The following is a 20675-nucleotide window of genomic DNA, read 5'->3' as shown; positions in this document are numbered from 1 at the left end:
AAATAATCCGTGGCCGATTCCGAATCACCACAGGAAAGCGCACTCAGGACCTCCCTTTAATGGAATTGCAACTCACCACTCTCGACTGGGTGATTTTCGCCCTCTACGCCGGATTACTGGCCGCCAGTGGCTACTATTTCAGCCGCAAGAAAACGTCCGACAGCCGCGACTATTTTCTTGCACATAATTCCATGCCGGTATGGATGGTAGCCGTTTCCACCCTTGCCACCACCCAGTCAGCGGCCACCTTTCTCGGCGGCCCCGACCTCGGCTACAGCGGAGATCTGAGTTATCTGTTTACCAACCTGGGCGCGGTACTCGCGGCCTTTGCCGCGGCCCGCTTACTAATCCCCCGCTTTTATGCCCTGCGGGTAACAACGGTGTACGAATTGCTGCAATTCCGTTTTGGCGAAAGTGCCAAGCAGCAAGCCGGAGCTATGTACTTGATCGGGCGTGTTTTCGCCAGTGGCGCCCGACTCTATATGGCTGCCATCGCCGTGTCGATGATCCTGTTCAACGATATTGATGCCGGTCACGTAGTGCTCGCGGTGCTGATCCTGAGCTTGGCGGGGCTGTTGCAGACTTTTCTCGGCGGTGTGCGGTCAGTGATCCAGAGCGATGCGCTGCAGTGCGCGATTTACGTGGGTGCGGCCATTGTGGTGATGGCCGTGCTACTCTGGCAAATCCCCGCGGATTTGCCGCAAATACTCTCGGCATTGCAGAGCCCCGCGCAGGGCCAGGCCTCCAAGCTGGAACTGGTCGACTGGCACTGGGATTTCAGCGATCCCTTCAACGTCTGGTCCATTCTGACCGGCTTTGTCTTACTGCACTTCGCCACACTGGGACTGGATCAAGATGCCAGCCAGCGCCTACTTACCTGCAAGACCCCCGGAGAAGGCGCCAGAGCCATGCTTCTTTCGGTGGTAATGGTTATTCCGGTGATGGCTGTTTTTATGGCTATCGGTATGCTGCTCTTTATCTTCTACCAGCGCCCGGACCTGATGGGCGGTGTATCAGCGACGCCCCCCAGCGGCAGCGACGTCACTGTTTTTATGCACTATGTGCTCAACGAAATGCCCCAAGGGTTGCGCGGATTAGTCACCATCGGCGTTGTGGCCGCGGCCCTCTCCACACTAAATTCCAGCCTCAATTCCATGGCCAGCGTACTGACCGAGGATCTCTACCGCGGCTGGTTGAAAAAACGCGGCATCAAAAAAAGTGAGCGCCACTTTGTTTTTGCCGGGCGTATGTCCATGGCCTTACTGGCGCTCGCCCTCGGCGGTATGGCTGTGCTGTGCTATTACTGGCAACAATACAGTGACCTGCCTTTGATCACTTTTGCCCTGTCGGTGATGGTGTTTGCCTACTCCGGCCTGCTGGGTGTGTTCTTCACTGTGCTCTTTACCAAACGCGGCAACAGCACCAGCGTCACCTTCGCGCTGGCAGCGGGATTCCTTGTCACCCTGGTACAACAGCCCTGGATAATCAGCGCGCTCACCGGTGCGGAACCCCCTGCCGCTATGGCGTTCACATGGCAACTGTGCCTAGGTGCGGCCATTTCCTTCGCCGTCTGCTGCCTGGGCTCTCCTGAGCCCGAGATGGCCGGCGAGCCGCAGGAGGAGGCCGGCGCATGACCGGATACTTTATCGGGATAGATGGCGGCGCCACCAAAACCCTGGCCCGCTTCGGCGGCGGCGATGCCATGCCCCTGGAAATCCGCTCCGGTGCCAGCTCTCTGAGTCAAGATCTGCCCGGTGCCATTGCCAATATTCTCGACCTGTGCCGGGAGCTGTTGACCCGGCGCGGCGCCGCGCCCGAGCAGGTATCCATTGCCTGCGGGGTGGCCGGTGCAGGCAATCCGGCCGCCGCCGCGCAACTCAAAGGCCGGCTAGAATCCCTGGGATTCGCCAGTGTCATCGTTACTTCCGATGCGCAGACTTCCCTGCTCGGTGCGGGCGCAGGTGAGCCCATTGTCATGGTCGCCATCGGCACCGGTTCTGTGGCCATGCGCCTGAACAAAGACGGCGGCATCCGCCAGTTCGGCGGCTGGGGCCTGGCTGTCGGGGACGAGGGCAGCGGCGCGGCCATTGGGAAAAGCGCAGTGCGCAGCCTATTGTGGGAATTGGATTTGCACGGCGATGCGAAAAGTGACCTGTGCCGCCATATCATGCAACAGGTCGGCAGCCAGCGCGCCTCGATCCTGCCCTGGCTGCAGCGCGCCGGCTCACGGGAGTACGCCGCCCTGGCTCCGGTGGTGTTCGAACACCTGCCCCACTGCCAACTGGCGCAGAAAATCGTCCGCAAGACCGCCGTTGACCTAGAGCGCCTCATTCGCGCCGCCAGCGACGACGACGAACTCCCGATCACGCTGCTCGGAGGCCTGGCTGACAAGATGCGCCCGTTTCTGTCCGATGACCTGAGAGCGCGACTGGTACCGCCAAAGGGAACTTCCCTCGATGGGGCCTGTGCCCTTGCGCAGCGGCATATGGAATACGCCTGACAAAGCGTCCGGCGAAAAGTAGCCAACCGAAACCACTGTTCGGTTTTCTTATTTTGGATCAATCAAATATGTACCGAGATCTTATTCAGGAATTGAGCCGTCTTACCAGCGAGGCGAGCAACCCGGATACCCGGGATATCGACCTGCTGCCCACCGAGGCAATTCTGGAAAAAATCAATACCGCCGACCGGGAGGTGCCGCTGGCAGTGCACCGGGTTCTGCCACAGATTGCACAGGCAGTAGACGCCATTGTCGACGCCTTTAAGAAGGGCGGCCGCCTCGTCTATATGGGCGCGGGCACCAGTGGCCGCCTCGGCATACTGGACGCCGCCGAGTGCCCGCCGACGTACGGTGTAGAGGAAGGGATGGTTGTCGCGCTTATCGCTGGCGGCGAACAGGCTGTTTACCGCGCCCAGGAAGGAGCGGAGGACAACCCCGCCCTCGGCGAGCGCGATCTCAAGGGCATCGACCTCAGCAGTAAAGATGTGGTGGTGGGCATTGCGGCAAGCGGGCGGACTCCCTATGTGATTGGCGGCCTGCGCTACGCGCGCGAAACCGGTTGCACCACCGTAGCCCTCTCCTGCAATGCCACCGCTGCCATTGCCGAGGAAGCGGACATCAAAATACTGCCGCAAGTGGGCCCCGAAATTCTCACTGGCTCCACACGGATGAAAGCGGGCACCGCACAAAAATTGGTGCTCAATATGCTGACCACCGCCAGCATGATCCGGCTCGGCAAGAGCTTCTACAACCTGATGGTGGATGTAAAAGCCACCAACGCCAAGTTGCGCGGTCGCACCCGGCGTATTGTCATGGAAGCGACCGGGGTCTCTCTGGAAGAGGCCGACCGGGTTCTCAACCAGTGCGATCACAACGCCAAACTGGCCATTATGGTGATTCTCAGTGGTCTGGACAGCAGCGCAGCTGAAGCAGCGCTGGCGCAGGCCAACGGATTTCTGCGCCTCGCTTTACAGCAAGTGGAGGGTTCCAAACGGAGCGTGGCAAAACGCTGAGGAACCTCTGATTTACTTGCATGAGCGCAATCGTTGGCTTCGGGGCGCTCATGCAATGGGATTGGCTATTCCGGATAAAGCAGATAGGGGCTGCGCCGCTTTAAGTACTGCTGCAATTCCGCTTGCCAGCTGCGGCGAATCGCCTCTTCCGATTTCCCCTCAAGCAGCGCGATCCTGAGCGCATCGGTGCCCGCCAGCTTGTCGAAGAAAGCGGCACGGGAGAAAAACGCCTCGCCGGATTCCCCGCTGCGCCGCTGCCAGTCGATCAGATAGGCGAGCGTAAAGCGATCCCCGCCACCGCTGTTACGCAGATCATCCCCGCGCAACAAGCGCCCCCGGTGCTTGGGATTCTCGCTGGCCCCGGGTACCGGTACCGGAGTAAAGGAAAATTCTCCGCTGCGGTCAGCCGGGTGTCCGATCACCTGGAATGGATATGGGGTTCCGCGACCGATACTGACCGCCGTACCCTCGAACAATGCCAGCGATGGGTAGAGACGGATGGCGCGGTCATTGGGCAGATTCGGGGAGGGCCTGACCGGCAGTGAATAGCGCATTTGTTTGTGGTAACCGGCCACGGGAATCACCGTCAGATCACAGCGGGCACCGCCGTCGAGCCAGCCTTCACCATTGATCATACGCGCCAGCTCTCCCACCGTGAGGCCGTGTACCAGAGGTATTGGGTGCATACCGACAAAGCTGCGAAACTCCTTCCGCAGCACGGGGCCATCCACATAATCCCCGTTAGGATTGGGGCGGTCGAGCACCATCAGCGGCACACCATAGTCGGCGCAGGCCTGCATCAAGTAGTGCAGAGAGCTGATATAGGTGTAGAAGCGCACCCCCACATCCTGGATATCAAACAGCAGCCAGTCGAGGTCCCGCACCGCTTCGGGCGCAGGTTTGTGATTGCCACCGTACAGCGACACGATCGGCACCCCAGTGGCAGTGTCCACGCCGTCATCCACCTGCCCGCCGTTCTCGACATCGCCGCGGATACCGTGTTCCAGGGCGAATATGCGCGCAATATCGACCTCCCGTTGACGCAGGTAGTCAATCAGATGCTGCCCCCCCACACGGGACGTCTGATTGACAATCAGCCCCACACGGCTGTCTTGAAGCAACGGGAGATACTTCTGCGGCTGTTCCGCACCGACCCGCAAGGCGCTGTCCGCCAGGAGCGCCGCGGCGGGCAGAAGCCACAGTGAGACCAGAGAAAAAAGTTTCCGAATAAAAACCATCAGCGCACCTTTATCGGTATCGGGATTTCAATGTGCGGACACAAGCTCACGCCGCAAAAGAATAAATTATTTTACCAGATATAGACCAAATAGAATTATTTATGTTTAACTAGGAAACCGCTGACGATTTCGCCACGACACTTCAGCGTCAAAAAACGAAATTATCAGAGGTTCCCCAGCGGCGAATACAAGATGGGGCGCGGAGGAATTCACAATCGCCAGTCCCCCTGGCCGCGCCGGGCACCAAGGTGCACCCCATTCCCGATCAAACAACCAGAGGAGTCTCCAAAATGCCAACCGCCAGCACACCCGGGAAAAGATGGAAAACACTGCTCGCAGCGCTCTGTCCTCTGGCCCTCACCGCTTGTGCCGGCAGTGGCTTTCAGAACACTACTCAGGGGGATTTTCCCGTGGAGACAGTGCGGTCACAAAATGCCAGCGAGCGCGTGCGTTTTCTGGTCATGCATTACACCAGCTCGGATTTCGGCAGGTCGCTGGAACTGCTCACTGAACCCAGCCCCTACCCGGTCAGCGCCCACTATCTCATCCCGGAGCACGGCGACCCCAGCTACGCCAACTCGGATCTGCGCGTCTATCAGCTCGTCGACGAGAGCCGGCGCGCCTGGCATGCGGGCGCGGGAACATGGGAGGACCGCATCCAGGTAAACGACCAGTCTATCGGCATTGAAATTGTCAACCGGGCCCACTGCCATCCGCCGGTGGAAACCGTTCCGCAAAAAGCCGGAGAGGAGGTGTGCTTTTTCCCGGAGTTCGACGATGAACAGATCGCACTGGTGATCGCGCTTGCCAAGGACATTCTCGCGCGCTACCCGGAAATCACCCCGACCCGGGTTATAGGCCACTCCGACATCCGCCCCTACAACAAGGTCGACCCGGGCCCCCGCTTCCCCTGGGCGCAACTGGCCGCGGCGGGGATCGGCGCCTGGTATGACGACGATACCGTTGTCCGCTATCTGGAAAAGCTGCGCGGAGACAGCGATGCCTCCCCCGAAAACATCCGCCGCCACTTTGCCCAGGGGCTCGCCGACTACGGCTACGGCATTGATCCGGAAACGGCCACCGATGAAGATATCTCGATCTATACCCGCGCCTTCCAGTACCATTTCCGCCCCTGGAAGGTCGACGGCAAAATTGACGACCAGACACGCGCCATTCTGCTCGCACTGCTGGAAAAATATTTCCCGGAAAAGCTGAACCAGAATAGAGGCCCCTCGGAGTAATTCGTTCCCGGCCGATTCTGGGGCCGTGGCGGGCACTGCAGAGCACCGCGGCCCCAATACAGAGGAACCACCATGCACTACCTCGCCACCCGTGCACTTGGCCTGCTGGCGGCAGTGACACTGCTCATATCCACCGCCAGTTGCAGCACCCTACCCTCATCACCAAAAACCCCCTTCCTGTTACTTCAGGAAGCACACAGGCCGGAGGACGCCGGTTTTTCACGGCAAGGGCTGGCGCGGGTCGATGCACTGATCGAACGGGATATCGCGGCGGGCTTTCCCGGCGCAGTACTGCTCGTGATTAAGGATGGAAAAATTGTCAAAAATACCAGTTATGGCTACCGGCAAAAATTCTCCGGGCAGGTACCGCTGAAACACTTCCAGCCCATGACGACAGACACCCTGTTCGATCTGGCTTCAAATACAAAAATGTACGCGACCAATTTCGCTCTGCAGAAACTGGTAAGTGAGGGCAAACTCGACCTGCAGGCCCAAGTACAGCACTACCTGCCGGAGTTCCGCGACACCGACAGCGACCCTATCAAGGGCAAGGACACGCTGCGGGTTATCGACCTTTTGCACCACAGCGCCGGTTTTATGGCCGACCCCAAATTTCACGATCCTCAAGCCGGCGGAGCGCTTTACTCCCAAGACAGAAACAAAACCCTGGCTCTTTTGAGCAAAACGCCACTCGCCTATGAACCCGGCAGCAAAAATGTTTACAGCGATATGGACTATATGCTGCTGGGTCTAATCGTAGAGCGAATCACCGGGCAGAGACTCGACGATTATGTAGAAAACACGCTGTACAAACCCCTGGGGCTAAAAAACACTCTTTTTACCCCGCTGCAGAAAGGGTTCCAAGCGAGTGATTTCGCCGCAACCGAACTTATGGGCAACACCCGTGGCGGCACGATAGCATTCCCCAACATCCGCACTTATACCCTGCGCGGCGAGGTACACGACGAAAAAGCGTTTTACGCCATGGGCGGCGTCTCCGGGCATGCGGGCCTCTTCTCCACCACCGGCGACCTGGCCGTTTTGTTACAAGTGATGCTCAATGGCGGTGGCTACGGTGCACAGCAGCTGTTCGACCGGGACACCATCGCACGGTTCACCAAGCCATCCGAGAAAAACCCCACCTTTGCCCTCGGCTGGCGGACAAACGGCGATGCGAGTATGCAGTGGATGTTCGGCGCTTACGCCAGCCGACACGCCTACGGCCACACTGGCTGGACGGGGACACTGACGGTTATAGACCCCACCTACAATCTCGGTATCGTTCTACTGACCAACAAGAAGCACTCGCCAGTGATCCTGAGCGGCCAAAACGCCGGCCGCTTTATCGGCGACTTTTTTGCCGTCGGCCGCTATGGCGAAGTGGTGTCCGCGGTTTACCAGGCATTGCTGGAACCGGCTGCGACACCCCACTGAATTGCGGCCCCGACCGGGGCCACATTGAGATCATTCCGCTGACACACTCCGGTCCGATACCAGCGCATCGGGCGGGGCACCACGTATCTTTCAAGTATCTTTCAAGTCGGGGCGCGCATTCAGGGTCACGGCAAACTCGCCTGTCGCGTATTGTCCGGCACAGTGACTGGCAACACCCCCGGCGGCAGTTGACGGCTGGTCAGCGCGCGGGCGAGCGCGGTGTAAACAGGACCGTGCAGCTCGCCGTTTTTATCGATATAGCCTTTGTAGTCATAACTGGCGATCTGCAGATCAGCCACATCCTGGAACCGCGCTGCCTCGTAAGGGGAACGCATACTGATAAACACGGTTTTGCTGCCCCTTTGTCGGGCCAGGCGCAGGCTGTCATGGTAAATTCGATAGCGCTCGCCAATAGCCAGTGGCGGCTGGCGCAGCCGCCCCAGATCATCCACACCGCCGCGCTCTACGGCATTTTCCTGGGGTGCGATACTGGCCACCAGTAATACGTCCGCGGGATCATTCTGCAGTACGGATAGCGCATTGCGCGGCGTGAGCACTTCCACATCGGACTCACTCACTTTCGCCAATGCCAGCTTGAACGCCTCGCCCACCTCTTGCGAAGGCGCGATCACCTGGATGCGCGCGGTGGAGGTATCCACGATCGGCAACGCCTCCGGGGCCGCGGGATAAATTGGGCTCAGTGCCGCTGCCGCCAGGGTCTCTGCGAGCTCCACGTCGGTTGGATCCGACACGCCCTGCACAGCCAAGTGGATGTTCTCCCGCGGGCTGCGGGCGATCCACTCGGGGTCCACATAGCGCTCCTTCAGTGCGTAGATCCGCTCAACAGAGAGATCCATTTCTTCTGACGAGAGGGCTCCCCGCTCCACCGCCGCGGCTACCCGGTCGATCAGTGCGGACAGATCCTTCAGTTGCTGTGGATTGCGGATCTTGATCGGCATCAATGCGATATCGGCACCCGCGGCAAAGGTGTGTACTACCGCATCTTCCGGGGAAAAGTAGTTGCTGATCCCTCCCATATCCAGAGCGTCGGTTACCACCACGCCCCGGTAACCGAACTCACCGCGCAAAAGATCGGTGAGAATCGCGCGGGAAAGGGTCGCGGGTACGGGAATTGTTTCACCGCTGAGGGTCTGCAGCTGCGAATTGTCCAGAGCCGGATACTGGATATGCGCGGTCATCACCAGCGCTGGCGCCGCGCGTTTGATGACTTGCGCAAAAGGTAACAGATCCAATGCTCGGGCCTGCGCTTCGGTGCGTTCCACGGTCGGCAAACCGGTGTGGCTGTCCACCGCCGTGTCACCGTGGCCGGGAAAATGCTTGACTGCCGCGGCGATTTTTTCCCCCTGGAAAGCACTGACACTCGCCGCGCCCAAGTCCGCCACCACCTGGGGGTTTTCGGAATAAGAGCGCACATTGATAACCGGATTATCCGGATTGCTGTTGACGTCCAGCGCGGGCGCAAAATTGACATTAAAGCCCAACAATTTCAGCTGCCGCCCCATGGCCGCCGCGGTAGTGCGCGCGTAAGTATCTCCGTGCTGCGCGTAAGTGGCACCGATCGCCATATTGCCGGCGAAAGCCGGAAACTCCGCGCGAGGCAGGCGATTGACCCGTCCACCTTCCTGATCGACGGCAATCAGCAGTGGTATACCGGGGCGGGACTTGGCCGCCGCTTCCTGCAGACTGTGGTTGAGCCGGACAATCTGCGCGCTGCGCTCCAGGTTGTCCGCAAACAAAATAACGCCGCCAAGTCCAGTGTCCGCAATCAGGCGGCGCAGTTCTTTCGGCAACTCGGTCACCGGCTCGCGACATTCACCATCTTCTTCCGTCCTTTTGTCAGCACAGAAGTAGCGGATATCCAACATGATTTTCTGTGCAATTTTTTCCCGCAGGGTTAATTCCTGGGGAGGCAAAGGCGCTTTTTCTGAGCAGGCGGAAAGCAGGCTCAGAACGGCCAGCAATACCATTGAGCAGAAGATGTGGCGCGAACGGTGATCATTCATAACAAACATAATCCATTATTTAAATAAATATTTTTAGGAATATTTTATTCTATTTCATACCCTGGCCACTCACAAGCAAGCGGCGAGCGCTTTTTTTTCACTGCTCGGTTGTCCTGCGTATAAAAAAAAGCCCCGGCATTGCCGGGGCATCCTGTGGACAGTTTAAAAGGCCGACTCAGCCGCCGATCAGAAGTCTACAGCCAGAGACAGCTGCACGCGACGCGGCGCATAGTAGCTACGTGGATCACCGTAAGTGTCTGAATCGTAGTACGGATCGATGTTATAACCGGTCTGCTTGTCAAACACATTGAAAATGTCCGCGCGGAACTTAACCAGGTAATCACCATAGAAATTGAAGTTCTGCGTATAGCTCAGATCCATCTGCCAGTGGCTCGGCGAGCGGTGGCTACCGGCTTTTTCCGCGTAGCGGTTGGTGCTGCTGGTAAAGCCGTAGATGGAACCGTTCCAGGTCTCCCAGGGCTGACCGGACTGGTACACCAGATAGGCGCCGATATTGGCATTCCAATCCAGGGTGTACTGGCCGAACAGTTTCAACAGATGTGGCCGGTCACCGCTCAGGGTGCCGTCCTTGTAATCCCACACCTGGCGACCAATACCATCGCCAATATTGGAAGAACCAATAAAGGTGTTTAGGTCGTTGGAAGCAGCCGTGTTGTCCTGGTCAAAGTTACCGGTGTAGCGGCTGTGAGTGTAAGACGCATTCAGGTAAGTGCGCTCACCCATCCAAGACGCTTCCAAGCTGAACTCCAGGTACTTGGTATAGGCGTCGTCCAGTTCGGCGATCACATAGGTGGAACCGCTGCCGATCTGTGCCAGCATCTCGTCCAGGTTGTCGATATAGAGGCCCTTGGCCGCGATATCCGACGGCACGCACATGTCATTGTTTTCACCGTAACAGCCGTACAGGCGGGCGGTGTTCGGCGTATCCTCCCAGAAATGTGAGCCCTCGCGGTAGCGGATGTGCGAGCGCAGACTGATACCGTTGTCGAACTCCTTGGTGGTACCGATGGTCAGCTCATCCACGCGACGCGGATCCAGGTCGTCGGCAAACAGCTTGCCCGAGGAGCTAGCGCGGGGTGAGGAGCTGATGTAGTTACCTTCATCATCGAAGTAGACTTCGATAAGCGCTGCACTATTGCGATCCCAGGAGGCGGCACGAGCCAGGGAGGTGGCCGCCGGGTTGTACTGGGCGAAGCTGGCAAAAATGGTGTCGACGCCATTGTAGGCCCAGGAAACGCCGAGGCGGGGCTGGATCATATCCTCCCAGTCGACCTGGTACATCTCGTACTTGTGGCCCGGTGCGGCCACATAGCCGGATACCGTGCTGCCGTCTTCCTTCAGCCCCTGACCGTAGAGGGTGTCCTGGCTGATCAGGAAGCCCACATCAAAGATAAAGTCCCCCCAGGCGATGGAGTCATTGATCTCAAAGTTGTGGGTTTCGGTATAGGACTTGATCGACGGCACAGTGGAACCATCCGCGCCCACAAAGCTCATCTGCTGAGTTTTGGCCAGGAACAAGGCGTTGTCCGGAGCGTCCGCGTCGTTGGCACCGTCTACCAGGCTGATCAGACCCCAGCCATTGGACAGGCGCGCCAGCTCCTCCTCGCCCTCGGACCACTGGTAACCCACGTGCAGCTCGTGGGAAGTGGAGCCAATCTCAAAGTTGTAGTCCACTGCCAGTTCAAAACTTTCACGGTAGAAATTTTGCACATTGAACTGATAGTAGGCACCGACACCGCCGCCACCGGTCAGCGTTCCGGAATCGTCCAGATAACCGTACTGGTCGATCAGCTGCTGCGCCAGGGTGTTGTAGGCGGAGGAGTATGCGGAATTGACCGTGGGTACAGTCAGATAGCCCATCTGATCCAGGTTGTCGAGATCCAGGGAATCACCGATCACCGGCTGCACGCCAAGGGTGGTATCCGGTACCCCGGCGGTTTCCAGGCTGTAATCGCTGTACTGGAAGCTCACGGTAAGGTCGTCGTTAACGAGCCAGGAACCGTCCAGTGTCAGGATATCCTGATTGGCCTCTTCACCCACAGAAACAGAGTCCGCCTCATACTCACCGATGGAAGCGCCCTCGTTGACGCGCTCCGAAGTCCGGTAAGCGGCATTCAGCAACACGCTGTCGATGGGTGCATAGGTCAGCTTGCCGTAGTACTCATCGCGCTCACTGGAATAGTCCTTGGTGGAACCGTAAGCGGTCTCTTTATTGTCGCCGTCTTCGCGCGGGCCATAGTAAGAACCGTAGAAAAACAGTTGGTCTTCGATCAGCGGGCCACCGACATTGGCAGTCATCCAGGTTTGGGTGACATCGGAATCGACACCATCCTTGGGTTCTTCACGCAGGCCAGAGGGCTGCACCCGATACTCTACGCTGCCCTTAAATTCATTGGTACCGGACTTGCTGATAGTGTTGACGGTCATACCGCCGGAACGGTTGAAGCCGATGGCGCGCGCGCCGCCACGCTCCACGGAAAACTGTTCCACATCCTGGGTGGACGGCTCAGCCGAGAGGGTGCCGAACATGGGCAGGGTGACGTTGACGCCGTCGAACTTGTATACGTTATCCTGACCACTGCCGCCGGCATTGGGGCCACGAATACTGTTCTGGCTGTACTGAACCCCGGGAGCCAGTTTCATCAGATCGCGGTAATCCTGCCCAACCGGCAGAGACTCGAGAATTTCAGCACCGATGGCATCGGACAGCGAGGAGTTACCTCCCACAGTCACCATTTCCCCCGTCACCACCAGCTCTTCCAGCGTTTCGGCAACCGGGGCCAACAAATTGACGTCCAGCACAGTCACTTGATCCAGCAACACCTCCGCCTTCACAGTCCGGGTGGCGCCATCCTCAGAGGTGAAGGTCACGGTGTAGATGCCCGGAATCAGCATCGGCAGTTTGAACTCGCCGTCGTCATCCGTCACCACTGTGCGGGGACGAGGCATTACATTACTGGTCGCAGTAACAGTGACTCCGGTCGCATCGATGTCGTCACCGAGGGAAACCTGGCCCTCGATAGTCCCCACCTGCTGCGCCATCACCGTAGCGGAAAACAAAGTGCCTACGGCCAGGAAGGCTGCGCGCCCCCAAGCAGCAGAGCCTTTGCTCTCCGCCATTGAATTACTGAGCTTGTTTTTTTGGAACATGAGAAAGTCTCCCGATCGTTCGTTGTATTTATTTCTTGGGCAGGTCCCTCTCGCCCCTGAAGCCTCAACCGGCACCCGGTCTCGTTGCACTCTTTTGGAGCTTTTTATTCGGCCCGACTCTGAAAATCTTGAACTCGCTCTCAATGCCAGGACTGCAGACCAAATAATTTATTAAATTTAATATTTTTTCAAGGAATATCTTATTATTTGGTCGCAATGAAGGGATACAGCGGGTATGGGAAAGATTTGGCGCAAATAGACCACGTATAAATAATCACTTAACGCATGAAAGTCAGGTTAAGCGTTCAAAAAATAAGCGGCCTAATAACCTTATCGTGGAATTCTCTATTCGCCTTTGAGCACCAGGTATACAAGCAAGAGTCATACCGACTCATCTTGGCATTGGAGGACAATTAAAAAAGACAACCGTAACCACTGGTCGACAAGATAGTGAACCGAACAAAGGTCCGCTCGCCGGGCAAGTCAACATCACTCACCATAATTCCCCCTTCCGTGCTCAAAACAATCCCGTACGCACTGCTCCCCCAATAAAAAAGCTTTCGCTCTTATCGCCGCGGTCTGTGGAAGAGGAAACCGGGGCGCAAACACCATTTGACGCAGTGCAGTGGGGATAATGGATTAACGCCAAGCGGCAGTATTGCGTGAACGGACCGCCCCAGCCCCAAGCGGAATATAAAAATCCTGGATCGCAGCCGCGCCAGATATCGCTAGTGTCCCCCTTTCTCCATATTGCACAAGCGTGCCAGTCGCGCCCTCTTGGCGTCAATGCTTTTTACCTAACTGTGCCGTCAATAAACCGCAGAATCACTCGTTTCCAGGCGGGAAAGATACTGCGCGCTCATAGGTAGCGCGAAAAAAAACCCGGCAATTGCCGGGTTTTTTCAGGTTCAACGGGATCAGTCTTCACCGGAGGCCTGATCCGGTGCTTCAGCCTGTTCGGCCCGATCCTGTTTGGCCTCTTTAATGGACAACTTAATGCGACCGCGCTGGTCAACATCCAATACCTTAACCAACACCTTCTGGCCTTCGCTCAGGTAATCGGTCACCGCGTTGACGCGCTCTTCTGCGATCTGGGAAATATGCACCAGACCATCCTTGCCCGGGAGGAAGTTCACAAAAGCGCCGAAGTCCACAATGCGTACTACGGTGCCCTCATAAATAGCGCCGATCTCGGCTTCCGCAGTAATCTCCTCAATACGGGTAACCGCCGCCTCCAGGCTCTCACCGTCCTCACCGAACACCTTCACAGTGCCGTCGTCCTCGATATCAATGGACGCCCCGGTTTCCTCGGTAATTGAGCGGATGGTGGCACCGCCCTTGCCGATCACATCGCGGATCTTATCCGGATGTATCTTCAGCGTGGCGTAGCGGGGCGCATTCTCATTCACTGTCGAGCGGGATTCGCCAATCACCTTGTTCATTTCCGCGAGTATATGCAGACGCGCCTGCAATGCCTGCTCGAGCGCGGTCTCCATAATCTCTTCGGTGATACCCTCGATCTTGATATCCATCTGCAGAGCGGTCACACCACTCGCCGTACCGGCCACCTTAAAGTCCATATCCCCGAGGTGGTCCTCATCGCCGAGGATATCGGTTAGTACGGCATAGCCGTCCTCTTCCTTCACCAGCCCCATTGCGATACCGGCCACTGGTGCCTTCAAAGGCACACCGGCGTCCATCAGCGCCAGGCTGGAACCGCACACGGAAGCCATGGAGCTGGAACCGTTGGACTCGGTGATCTCGGATACCACGCGCAGGGTATAAGGGAAGTCCGCCGGGTTCGGCAATACCGCCGCGATACCGCGGCGGGCCAGGCGGCCGTGACCGATTTCGCGACGACCAGTGGCGCCCACACGACCCGCTTCTCCCACGGAATACGGAGGGAAGTTGTAGTGCAGCATGAAGTAGTCTTTGCGCTCGCCTTCCAGGGCGTCGATGATCTGTGCATCACCGGTGGAACCGAGAGTCGCCACCACCAGCGCCTGGGTTTCACCGCGGGTGAACAGAGCGGAACCGTGCGCCTTGGGCAGCACGCCGACTTCGACGCTGATGGGGCGTACGGTTTTGTTGTCGCGGCCGTCGATTCGGGGTTCACCACGCACCACGGCACCGCGCACAATTTTTTTCTCCAGTTTGCCGAAGTAGGTTTTCACCAGTTCCTCGGTAACTTCTTCACTGGAGAGAGCTTCAACAGCGGCAGTGCGCAGCTCACCCAGGCGGGTGACGCGCTGCTGCTTGTTGGTGATTTTGTAGGCTTCAGCCACCTGCTCGGAAAACTGGCTTTCCAGCGCAGCTTTGAGCGCTTCGTTAACCGGCTCAGGCTGCCAGTCCCAGGCGGGCTTGCCGGCCTCTGCCTTCAGTTCTTCACAAACCCGGATAACCGCCTGCATTTCCTGGTGGGCAAAAAGCACCGCACCCAACATGATATCTTCCGGTAGTTCCTGGGCCTCGGACTCCACCATCAGCACGGCATCTTTGGTGCCGGCCACCACCATATCCAACTCGGAGGTCTTTAGCGCCTGATAGCCGGGATTCAGCAGATAGCCGTCTTCCGGGGTGTAACCTACGCGCGCGGCGCCAATCGGACCGGCGAAAGGAATGCCGGAGACTGCCAACGCCGCGGAAGTGCCGATCATGGAGGCGATATCCGGGTCCATGTCCTTCTCTGCGGACAGAACAGTGGCCATCACCTGTACTTCGTTCATAAAGCCGTCGGGGAAGAGCGGGCGGATGGGGCGGTCGATCAGGCGTGAGGTCAGAGTTTCTTTTTCGGACGGGCGGCCTTCACGTTTGAAGAAACCACCGGGAATCTTACCGGCCGCGTAGGCCTTTTCCTGATAGTGCACGGACAGGGGGAAGAAGTCCTGGCCGGCTTTCACTTCTTTTGCGCCGACAACGGTACACAGGACTACGGTTTCGCCCATGGTAACCAGGGCCGCACCAGTTGCCTGACGCGCGATGCGGCCGGTCTCGATGGTGACCTGGTGCTGTCCGTACTGGAAGGTTTTGCTTACTGGATTCACTCGTTTTTTCCTATTTCCTTACGGTTGCTGGCCCATTCCAGCAACCCCTACAGTTTTCGCACTCACGGCGAAATATTAACGGGCCTGCAGCCCGTGTGCCTAGCCGAAACCAGGCGCTCCCGGCGGCCAAAACTCCAGACGCGGGGACAGATAAAAGAATGCCCGCCAGTGGCGGGCATTCCAGGGTCTTAGCGACGCAGGCCGAGTTTGGCAATCAGCTGTGCGTAGCGGTTAAGATCCTTGCGCTTCAGGTAATCCAGCAACTTGCGGCGCTGGTTTACCATGCGGATCAGACCACGGCGAGAGTGATGATCCTGTTTGTGCTCGGAGAAGTGATTCTGCAGCTTGTTGATGTTGGCGGTCAGAAGAGCCACCTGAACTTCCGGAGAGCCGGTATCGCCTTCGGATTGACCGTGTTCTTTCAAGATAGCTGCTTTCTCAGCGGCAGTCAGTGCCATAACGAATTACCTCGTCGTAATATGCTTTGATGATTCGGCTGGCCCGTGCATATTTACAGACCAGCTAGTCGCTTTGCGGCGCTAAGGCCGCCTCTGCAGAAGAGATCCACAACCGAGACCGGTCCCAGCCCTCTCTACAAATTGCTAACTAGGCGCCGCGGGGCCACGCGACCGTCGTCGGTGATTTCCCCCACGCCCAGAAATTCGCCACTTTCGAGGAAGAGGCGCACCATATCACCTTCTTCGCCGATACGATAGACCTGCAAGTCCATTACCGGCTGCCCCTGGCGCAGATAATAACCAGAGTCATCCGGCAGGATCAGTTTGGGCAGCGCGGCGGCGGGCGCATCCACCGGTAGCAGGTGATGATCCAACTGCTCCGCTCTGCCCTCGCCGCGCTCTTCCGTGAGCGCTTCCAGAGTCACGGCGTCGGCATCGCTGAAGGGGCCCGCAGCACTTCTGTGTAGCTGGTCCACATAGGCCCCCACTCCCAGGGCCCGGCCCAGGTCTTCCGCCAGGCTGCGCACATAGGTGCCCTTGGAGCAGTGAATTTCCACCTCGGCCCGTGGCTGGGCGCCCGGGGTAAAGCTCAACAGCTCGTATTCGTAGATTTCCACATCGCGCGCCTCGCGCTTCACCTCCACGCCCTGGCGCGCCAGTTTGTACAGCGGCTGCCCCTTGTGTTTGAGCGCCGAGTACATGGACGGAACCTGCTTGATACACCCGCGGAAGGATGCCATGGCCTTGCGCACAGCCTTTTCGGTTAACCCGGAAGCGTCCCGGGTTTCGATCACATCCCCGTCGGCGTCGCCACTGGCGGTGGACATGCCGAAACAGAAAGTACTTCGGTAACGCTTGTCCGCATCCAGTAGGTACTGGGAAAACTTGGTCGCTTCGCCGAAACAAACCGGCAGTACGCCGGTGGCAAGCGGGTCCAGCGCCCCGGTGTGGCCGGCGCGATTGGCAAAGAACAGTCGTTTGGCTTTTTGCAGGGCTTCGTTGGCGGTGATACCGGCGGGCTTGTTCAGCAACAGCACACCGTGGACCTGCCGGCCCCACTTAGGTCTGCGGCCCATCGGTCAGTGACTCCCGCTATCCCCGGTATCGGAATCCGCTCCCGTGGATTTGTCTTCTTCGTCATCCTGGCGGTGTTTTTGGTCGGCTTTAACAGCCTTATCGATCAGCGCCGACAGCTGCTGACCCCGCACAGATGTTTCATCATAGATAAATTGCAGGCGTGGGATGGTGCGCATCTGAATGGTGCGCGCCAGTTGGCTGCGCAGAAAACCGGCAGCCTTGTTCAGGACATCCGTGGCCGTATTAATCTTGGCACGGTCATCCTCACCGACGAAGGTGACATATACCTTGGCCACGGAAAGATCACGACTTACTTCTACATCGTTGACATTGACCATGCCCAGACGCGGGTCGCGCACTTCCATCTGGATCAGTTGCGCCAGTTCGCGGCGCATGGCGTCTGCGACACGATCGGTACGGTGGAATTCTCTTGCCATCTGCTACCTATTTCAATGGCGGTTGGCCGGCGGGCCCGCACTGAGGCGATCGGCCACGCCGCACTTGCCTGAGGATGGATCCAAAGCGGCGGGACAGTCAGCTTCGGGGCCTGCACGCGGCCCCTAAGTTGTCCTCCCCGCCCGGGGATTACAATTCGCGGGCGACCTTGACGATATCGTAGACTTCTATCTGGTCGCCGGGCTTGACGTCGTTGTAGTCCTTCACGCCAATACCACACTCCATGCCGTTGCGCACCTCTTGCACATCGTCCTTAAAACGGCGCAGGGATTCCAGTTCGCCCTGGAAGATCACAACATTATCGCGCAGTACGCGAATCGGCTTGTTGCGGTAGACGGTACCCTCGGTCACCATACAACCGGCGATGGCGCCGAACTTGGGTGAACGGAAAACATCGCGCACTTCGGCAATACCGACAATCTCCTCGCGCACTTCCGGCTCCAGCATACCCGACAGGGCCTGCTTCACTTCATCCAGCAGGTTGTAAATCACACTGTAATAGCGGATTTCCACGCTTTCCTGTTCAGCCAGTTTGCGCGCCGCCGAGTCCGCCCGGGTATTAAATCCGATAACGATTGCGCCGGCGGTCAACGCCAGGTTGATGTCGTTCTCGGCGATGCCGCCGACACCGCTGGATACCACATTGACAGAGACTTCCTCGTTGCCGATATCCGCCAACGCGCCCAGGATTGCCTCCAGGGATCCGCGCACGTCGGCCTTGATCACTACCGGCAGCACTTTTTTCTCGCCGGCTTCCATATCGGCAAACATATTCTCTAGCTTGGCAGCCTGCTGGCGTTGCATGCGCTCGCGGCGCTCGCGCTCGGCGCGCTGCTCAGCCACTTCACGGGCCTTACGTTCATCCGCCACCACGAGGAAGTCGTCACCAGCATTGGGCGTGGTATCCAGGCCCAGCAGCTCCACAGGCGTGGACGGGCCAGCCTCCTTGACCTTCTGGCCAAGCTCATTGGTCATAGCGCGCACGCGGCCGTAGCTCTGGCCTGCCAGCACGATATCGCCGCGTCTCAGCTCACCGTTTTGCACCAGCAGAGTCGCGACCACGCCGCGGCCCTTCTCCAGGCGGGATTCGATCACCACGCCGGTGGCGGGAACGCCCACCTTGGCCTTCAACTCCAGTATCTCCGCCTGCAGGGACACCGCTTCCAGCAGCTCGTCGATACCCTGACCGGTGTGCGCGGATACATTGACGAACTGAATATCGCCGCCCCAATCCTCGGGGATCACGTCTTTTGCCGCCAGCTCGTTCTTAACTCGATCTGGGTCCGCGGCTTCCTTGTCGCATTTGTTGATGGCGACCACCAGTGGCACGCCGGCCGCGCGGGCGTGATTGATCGCCTCTTCGGTCTGCGGCATAACGCCGTCATCGGCGGCCACCACCAGGATCACCACGTCGGTGGCCTGAGCGCCACGGGCGCGCATAGCGGTAAAGGCGGCGTGCCCAGGCGTATCCAGGAAGGTGATCTCGCCGTGGCTGGTTTTCACCCGGTAGGCACCGATGTGCTGGGTAATGCCACCGGCTTCACCAGAGGCCACTTTGGTCTTGCGGATATAGTCCAGCAGCGAAGTCTTGCCGTGGTCCACATGGCCCATCACGGTTACTACCGGCGCGCGGGAAACCTCTTTGCCCTCGACCGCCTGGGCCTCCTCGATCAGGCTCTCTTCCAACTGGGTCTCGGACACCAGAACCACCTTGTGGCCCATTTCCTCGACGATCAGCTGTGCCGTATCGCGATCCAAACTTTGATTGATGGTGACCATCTCGCCCATTTTCATCAGGCGCTTGATCAGCTCTCCGGCCTTGATATTCATCTGCTTGGCCAGCTCACCGACGGTGATGGTTTCACCCAACTGTACTTCGTACACCTGCTTTCCTGTCGGCTTCTTGAAGCCGTGTGTGGGTTTAATCTTGATTGCCGGGCGCGACAGCGAGCGAGTGCTGCGCTTTTCCGCCTCGTCTTCTTCAAAGGCTTCCAGCGCCTGCTCGTAGAGTGCCGTGCGGCTGGTTTTCTTCGGGCCGGATTTTGCGCGGCGACCGCGGCGTTTGCGCGGCTCTCCACCATCGCGCTCGTCCTCCGTCACTTCCTGCTTGCGGCGCAGGGAGGGCTTGGCGGTTTCCTCGGCCCTAGCTTTTTCCTTTTCTTTTTCCTTTTCCTTCTTCTCTTGCTCGGCGCGCGCACGCTCCGCTTCCAGGCGGGCTTTTTTCTCTTCCAGCTCGCGCTGTTCCTGCTCCGCCTGCTGCCGGCGCCTTTCCATGGCCGCAATACGCATTGCCTCTATGTCGTCCACATAACTAGTGCGGACCGGAGCCGCGGGCTTTTTGGGGGGCTTGTCGGCCTTTTCCTCTTTCTCTTCACCCTTTTCTTCCGCCGGCGCTTCGGGCTCAGCTTTTTTCTCTTCGGGCTCCTCCGCTGGCTTCTCTTCAGGCTCTTCTACGACCTTTTCCGCAGCTTTCTTTTCTTCCTCTGCCGCAGCGGCTTCCTCCGCCTCGCGGGCCGCCTTGGCCTCGGCTTCAGCGCGAGCGCGCTCCGCCGCTGCCTGCTCGGCGCGCGCCTTCTCTAAAGCGGCCTGCTCGGCCAGGGCCTTCTCCAGCTCCGCCTTGGCCGCGGCCTGTTTGGCAGCCTCGGCCTCCAACTCTGCCTGCGGGCGCTTCACATAGGTGCGTTTCTTGCGTACTTCCACATTCACCGTCTTGCGACCGGCGCCAGAGCCGGTTTTCAGAGTGGTGGTGGTCTTGCGCTTCAAGGTGATCTTGCGCGGGCTGGCGCCCTGCTCCCCGTGACTACTTTTCAGGAAATTGAGCAGGACCTGTTTTTCCTCGTCCGACACCACCGCATCCGCGCTAGTGTGGGGCAAACCCGCTTCCTTCATCTGCTTGAGCAGACGATCCTCGGTGGCTCCAACCGATTTGGCGAGTTCGCTAACTGTTACTTCGGCCATTCTCTCTCCTAAAAGTCTCGATCGGCGGGGTCTATTCTATCGGTTTCCAAGCAGCTCTCGT

General features: G+C 58.5%; 13 protein-coding genes. 5 read left to right on the top strand and 8 right to left on the bottom strand.

The window, feature by feature from the left end:
- The first annotated feature begins 59 nt into the window (after positions 1–59).
- From A3224_RS04110 to murQ, 3 genes are all read left to right on the top strand, one after another.
- Positions 60–1634, top strand: coding sequence for a sodium:solute symporter (locus A3224_RS04110; protein ID WP_067151868.1), 1575 nt, complete (start codon positions 60–62; stop codon positions 1632–1634).
- On the top strand, positions 1631–2500 hold the full coding sequence (locus A3224_RS04105) for a BadF/BadG/BcrA/BcrD ATPase family protein (protein ID WP_067151864.1): 870 nt from the start codon (positions 1631–1633) through the stop codon (positions 2498–2500). The genes A3224_RS04110 and A3224_RS04105 overlap by 4 nt, the downstream gene beginning before the upstream one ends.
- Positions 2501–2568: 68 nt before the next feature.
- Positions 2569–3513: an N-acetylmuramic acid 6-phosphate etherase gene (gene murQ, locus A3224_RS04100; RefSeq protein WP_067157402.1), complete on the top strand. Its 945-nt coding sequence runs from the start codon at positions 2569–2571 to the stop codon at positions 3511–3513.
- Positions 3514–3578: 65 nt separating this feature from the next.
- Here the strand turns inward: murQ and A3224_RS04095 are convergent, their stop codons facing one another.
- On the bottom strand, positions 3579–4751 hold the full coding sequence (locus A3224_RS04095) for an exo-beta-N-acetylmuramidase NamZ family protein (RefSeq protein WP_067151860.1): 1173 nt from the start codon (positions 4749–4751) through the stop codon (positions 3579–3581).
- 290 nt (positions 4752–5041) lie between these two features.
- On the opposite strand from A3224_RS04095, the gene A3224_RS04090 reads away from it, so the two are divergent.
- Together A3224_RS04090 and pbp4b are read left to right on the top strand one after the other, a co-directional pair.
- A complete protein-coding gene (locus A3224_RS04090; protein WP_067151857.1) occupies positions 5042–5992 on the top strand; it encodes an N-acetylmuramoyl-L-alanine amidase in 951 nt (316 codons plus the stop codon).
- A gap of 72 nt (positions 5993–6064) precedes the next feature.
- Entirely contained in the window at positions 6065–7426 is a 1362-nt protein-coding gene (pbp4b, locus tag A3224_RS04085) for a penicillin binding protein PBP4B (protein WP_067151854.1), read from the top strand.
- A gap of 125 nt (positions 7427–7551) precedes the next feature.
- Here the strand turns inward: pbp4b and A3224_RS04080 are convergent, their stop codons facing one another.
- The 7 genes from A3224_RS04080 to infB all read right to left on the bottom strand — a co-directional run bounded on the left by A3224_RS04080 (position 7552) and on the right by infB (position 20614).
- Positions 7552–9450 carry a glycoside hydrolase family 3 protein gene (locus A3224_RS04080; protein ID WP_175487721.1) on the bottom strand — a complete coding sequence of 633 codons (1899 nt, stop codon included), beginning with the start codon at positions 9448–9450 and terminating at the stop codon, positions 7552–7554.
- 186 nt (positions 9451–9636) lie between these two features.
- Positions 9637–12621 (bottom strand): carboxypeptidase regulatory-like domain-containing protein, encoded by a 2985-nt coding sequence (locus A3224_RS04075; RefSeq protein ID WP_067151848.1) that lies wholly within the window; start codon positions 12619–12621, stop codon positions 9637–9639.
- A 917-nt stretch (positions 12622–13538) separates the two neighbouring features.
- Positions 13539–15665, bottom strand: a complete 2127-nt coding sequence (gene pnp, locus A3224_RS04070; RefSeq protein ID WP_067151847.1) for a polyribonucleotide nucleotidyltransferase — start codon at positions 15663–15665, stop codon at positions 13539–13541.
- 188 nt (positions 15666–15853) lie between these two features.
- On the bottom strand, positions 15854–16123 hold the full coding sequence (rpsO, locus tag A3224_RS04065) for a 30S ribosomal protein S15 (protein ID WP_067151846.1): 270 nt from the start codon (positions 16121–16123) through the stop codon (positions 15854–15856).
- A 134-nt stretch (positions 16124–16257) separates the two neighbouring features.
- A complete protein-coding gene (gene truB / locus A3224_RS04060) occupies positions 16258–17199 on the bottom strand; it encodes a tRNA pseudouridine(55) synthase TruB (protein WP_067151844.1) in 942 nt (313 codons plus the stop codon).
- Between the two features lie 3 nt (positions 17200–17202).
- A complete protein-coding gene (rbfA, locus tag A3224_RS04055) occupies positions 17203–17637 on the bottom strand; it encodes a 30S ribosome-binding factor RbfA (RefSeq protein WP_067151842.1) in 435 nt (144 codons plus the stop codon).
- A gap of 148 nt (positions 17638–17785) precedes the next feature.
- Entirely contained in the window at positions 17786–20614 is a 2829-nt protein-coding gene (infB, locus tag A3224_RS04050; RefSeq protein ID WP_067151840.1) for a translation initiation factor IF-2, read from the bottom strand.
- Positions 20615–20675 lie beyond the last annotated feature (61 nt).

This window comes from Microbulbifer thermotolerans (genome assembly GCF_001617625.1).
Classification (GTDB): domain Bacteria; phylum Pseudomonadota; class Gammaproteobacteria; order Pseudomonadales; family Cellvibrionaceae; genus Microbulbifer; species Microbulbifer thermotolerans.
This window is presented reverse-complemented; position numbering and strand designations above follow the sequence as displayed.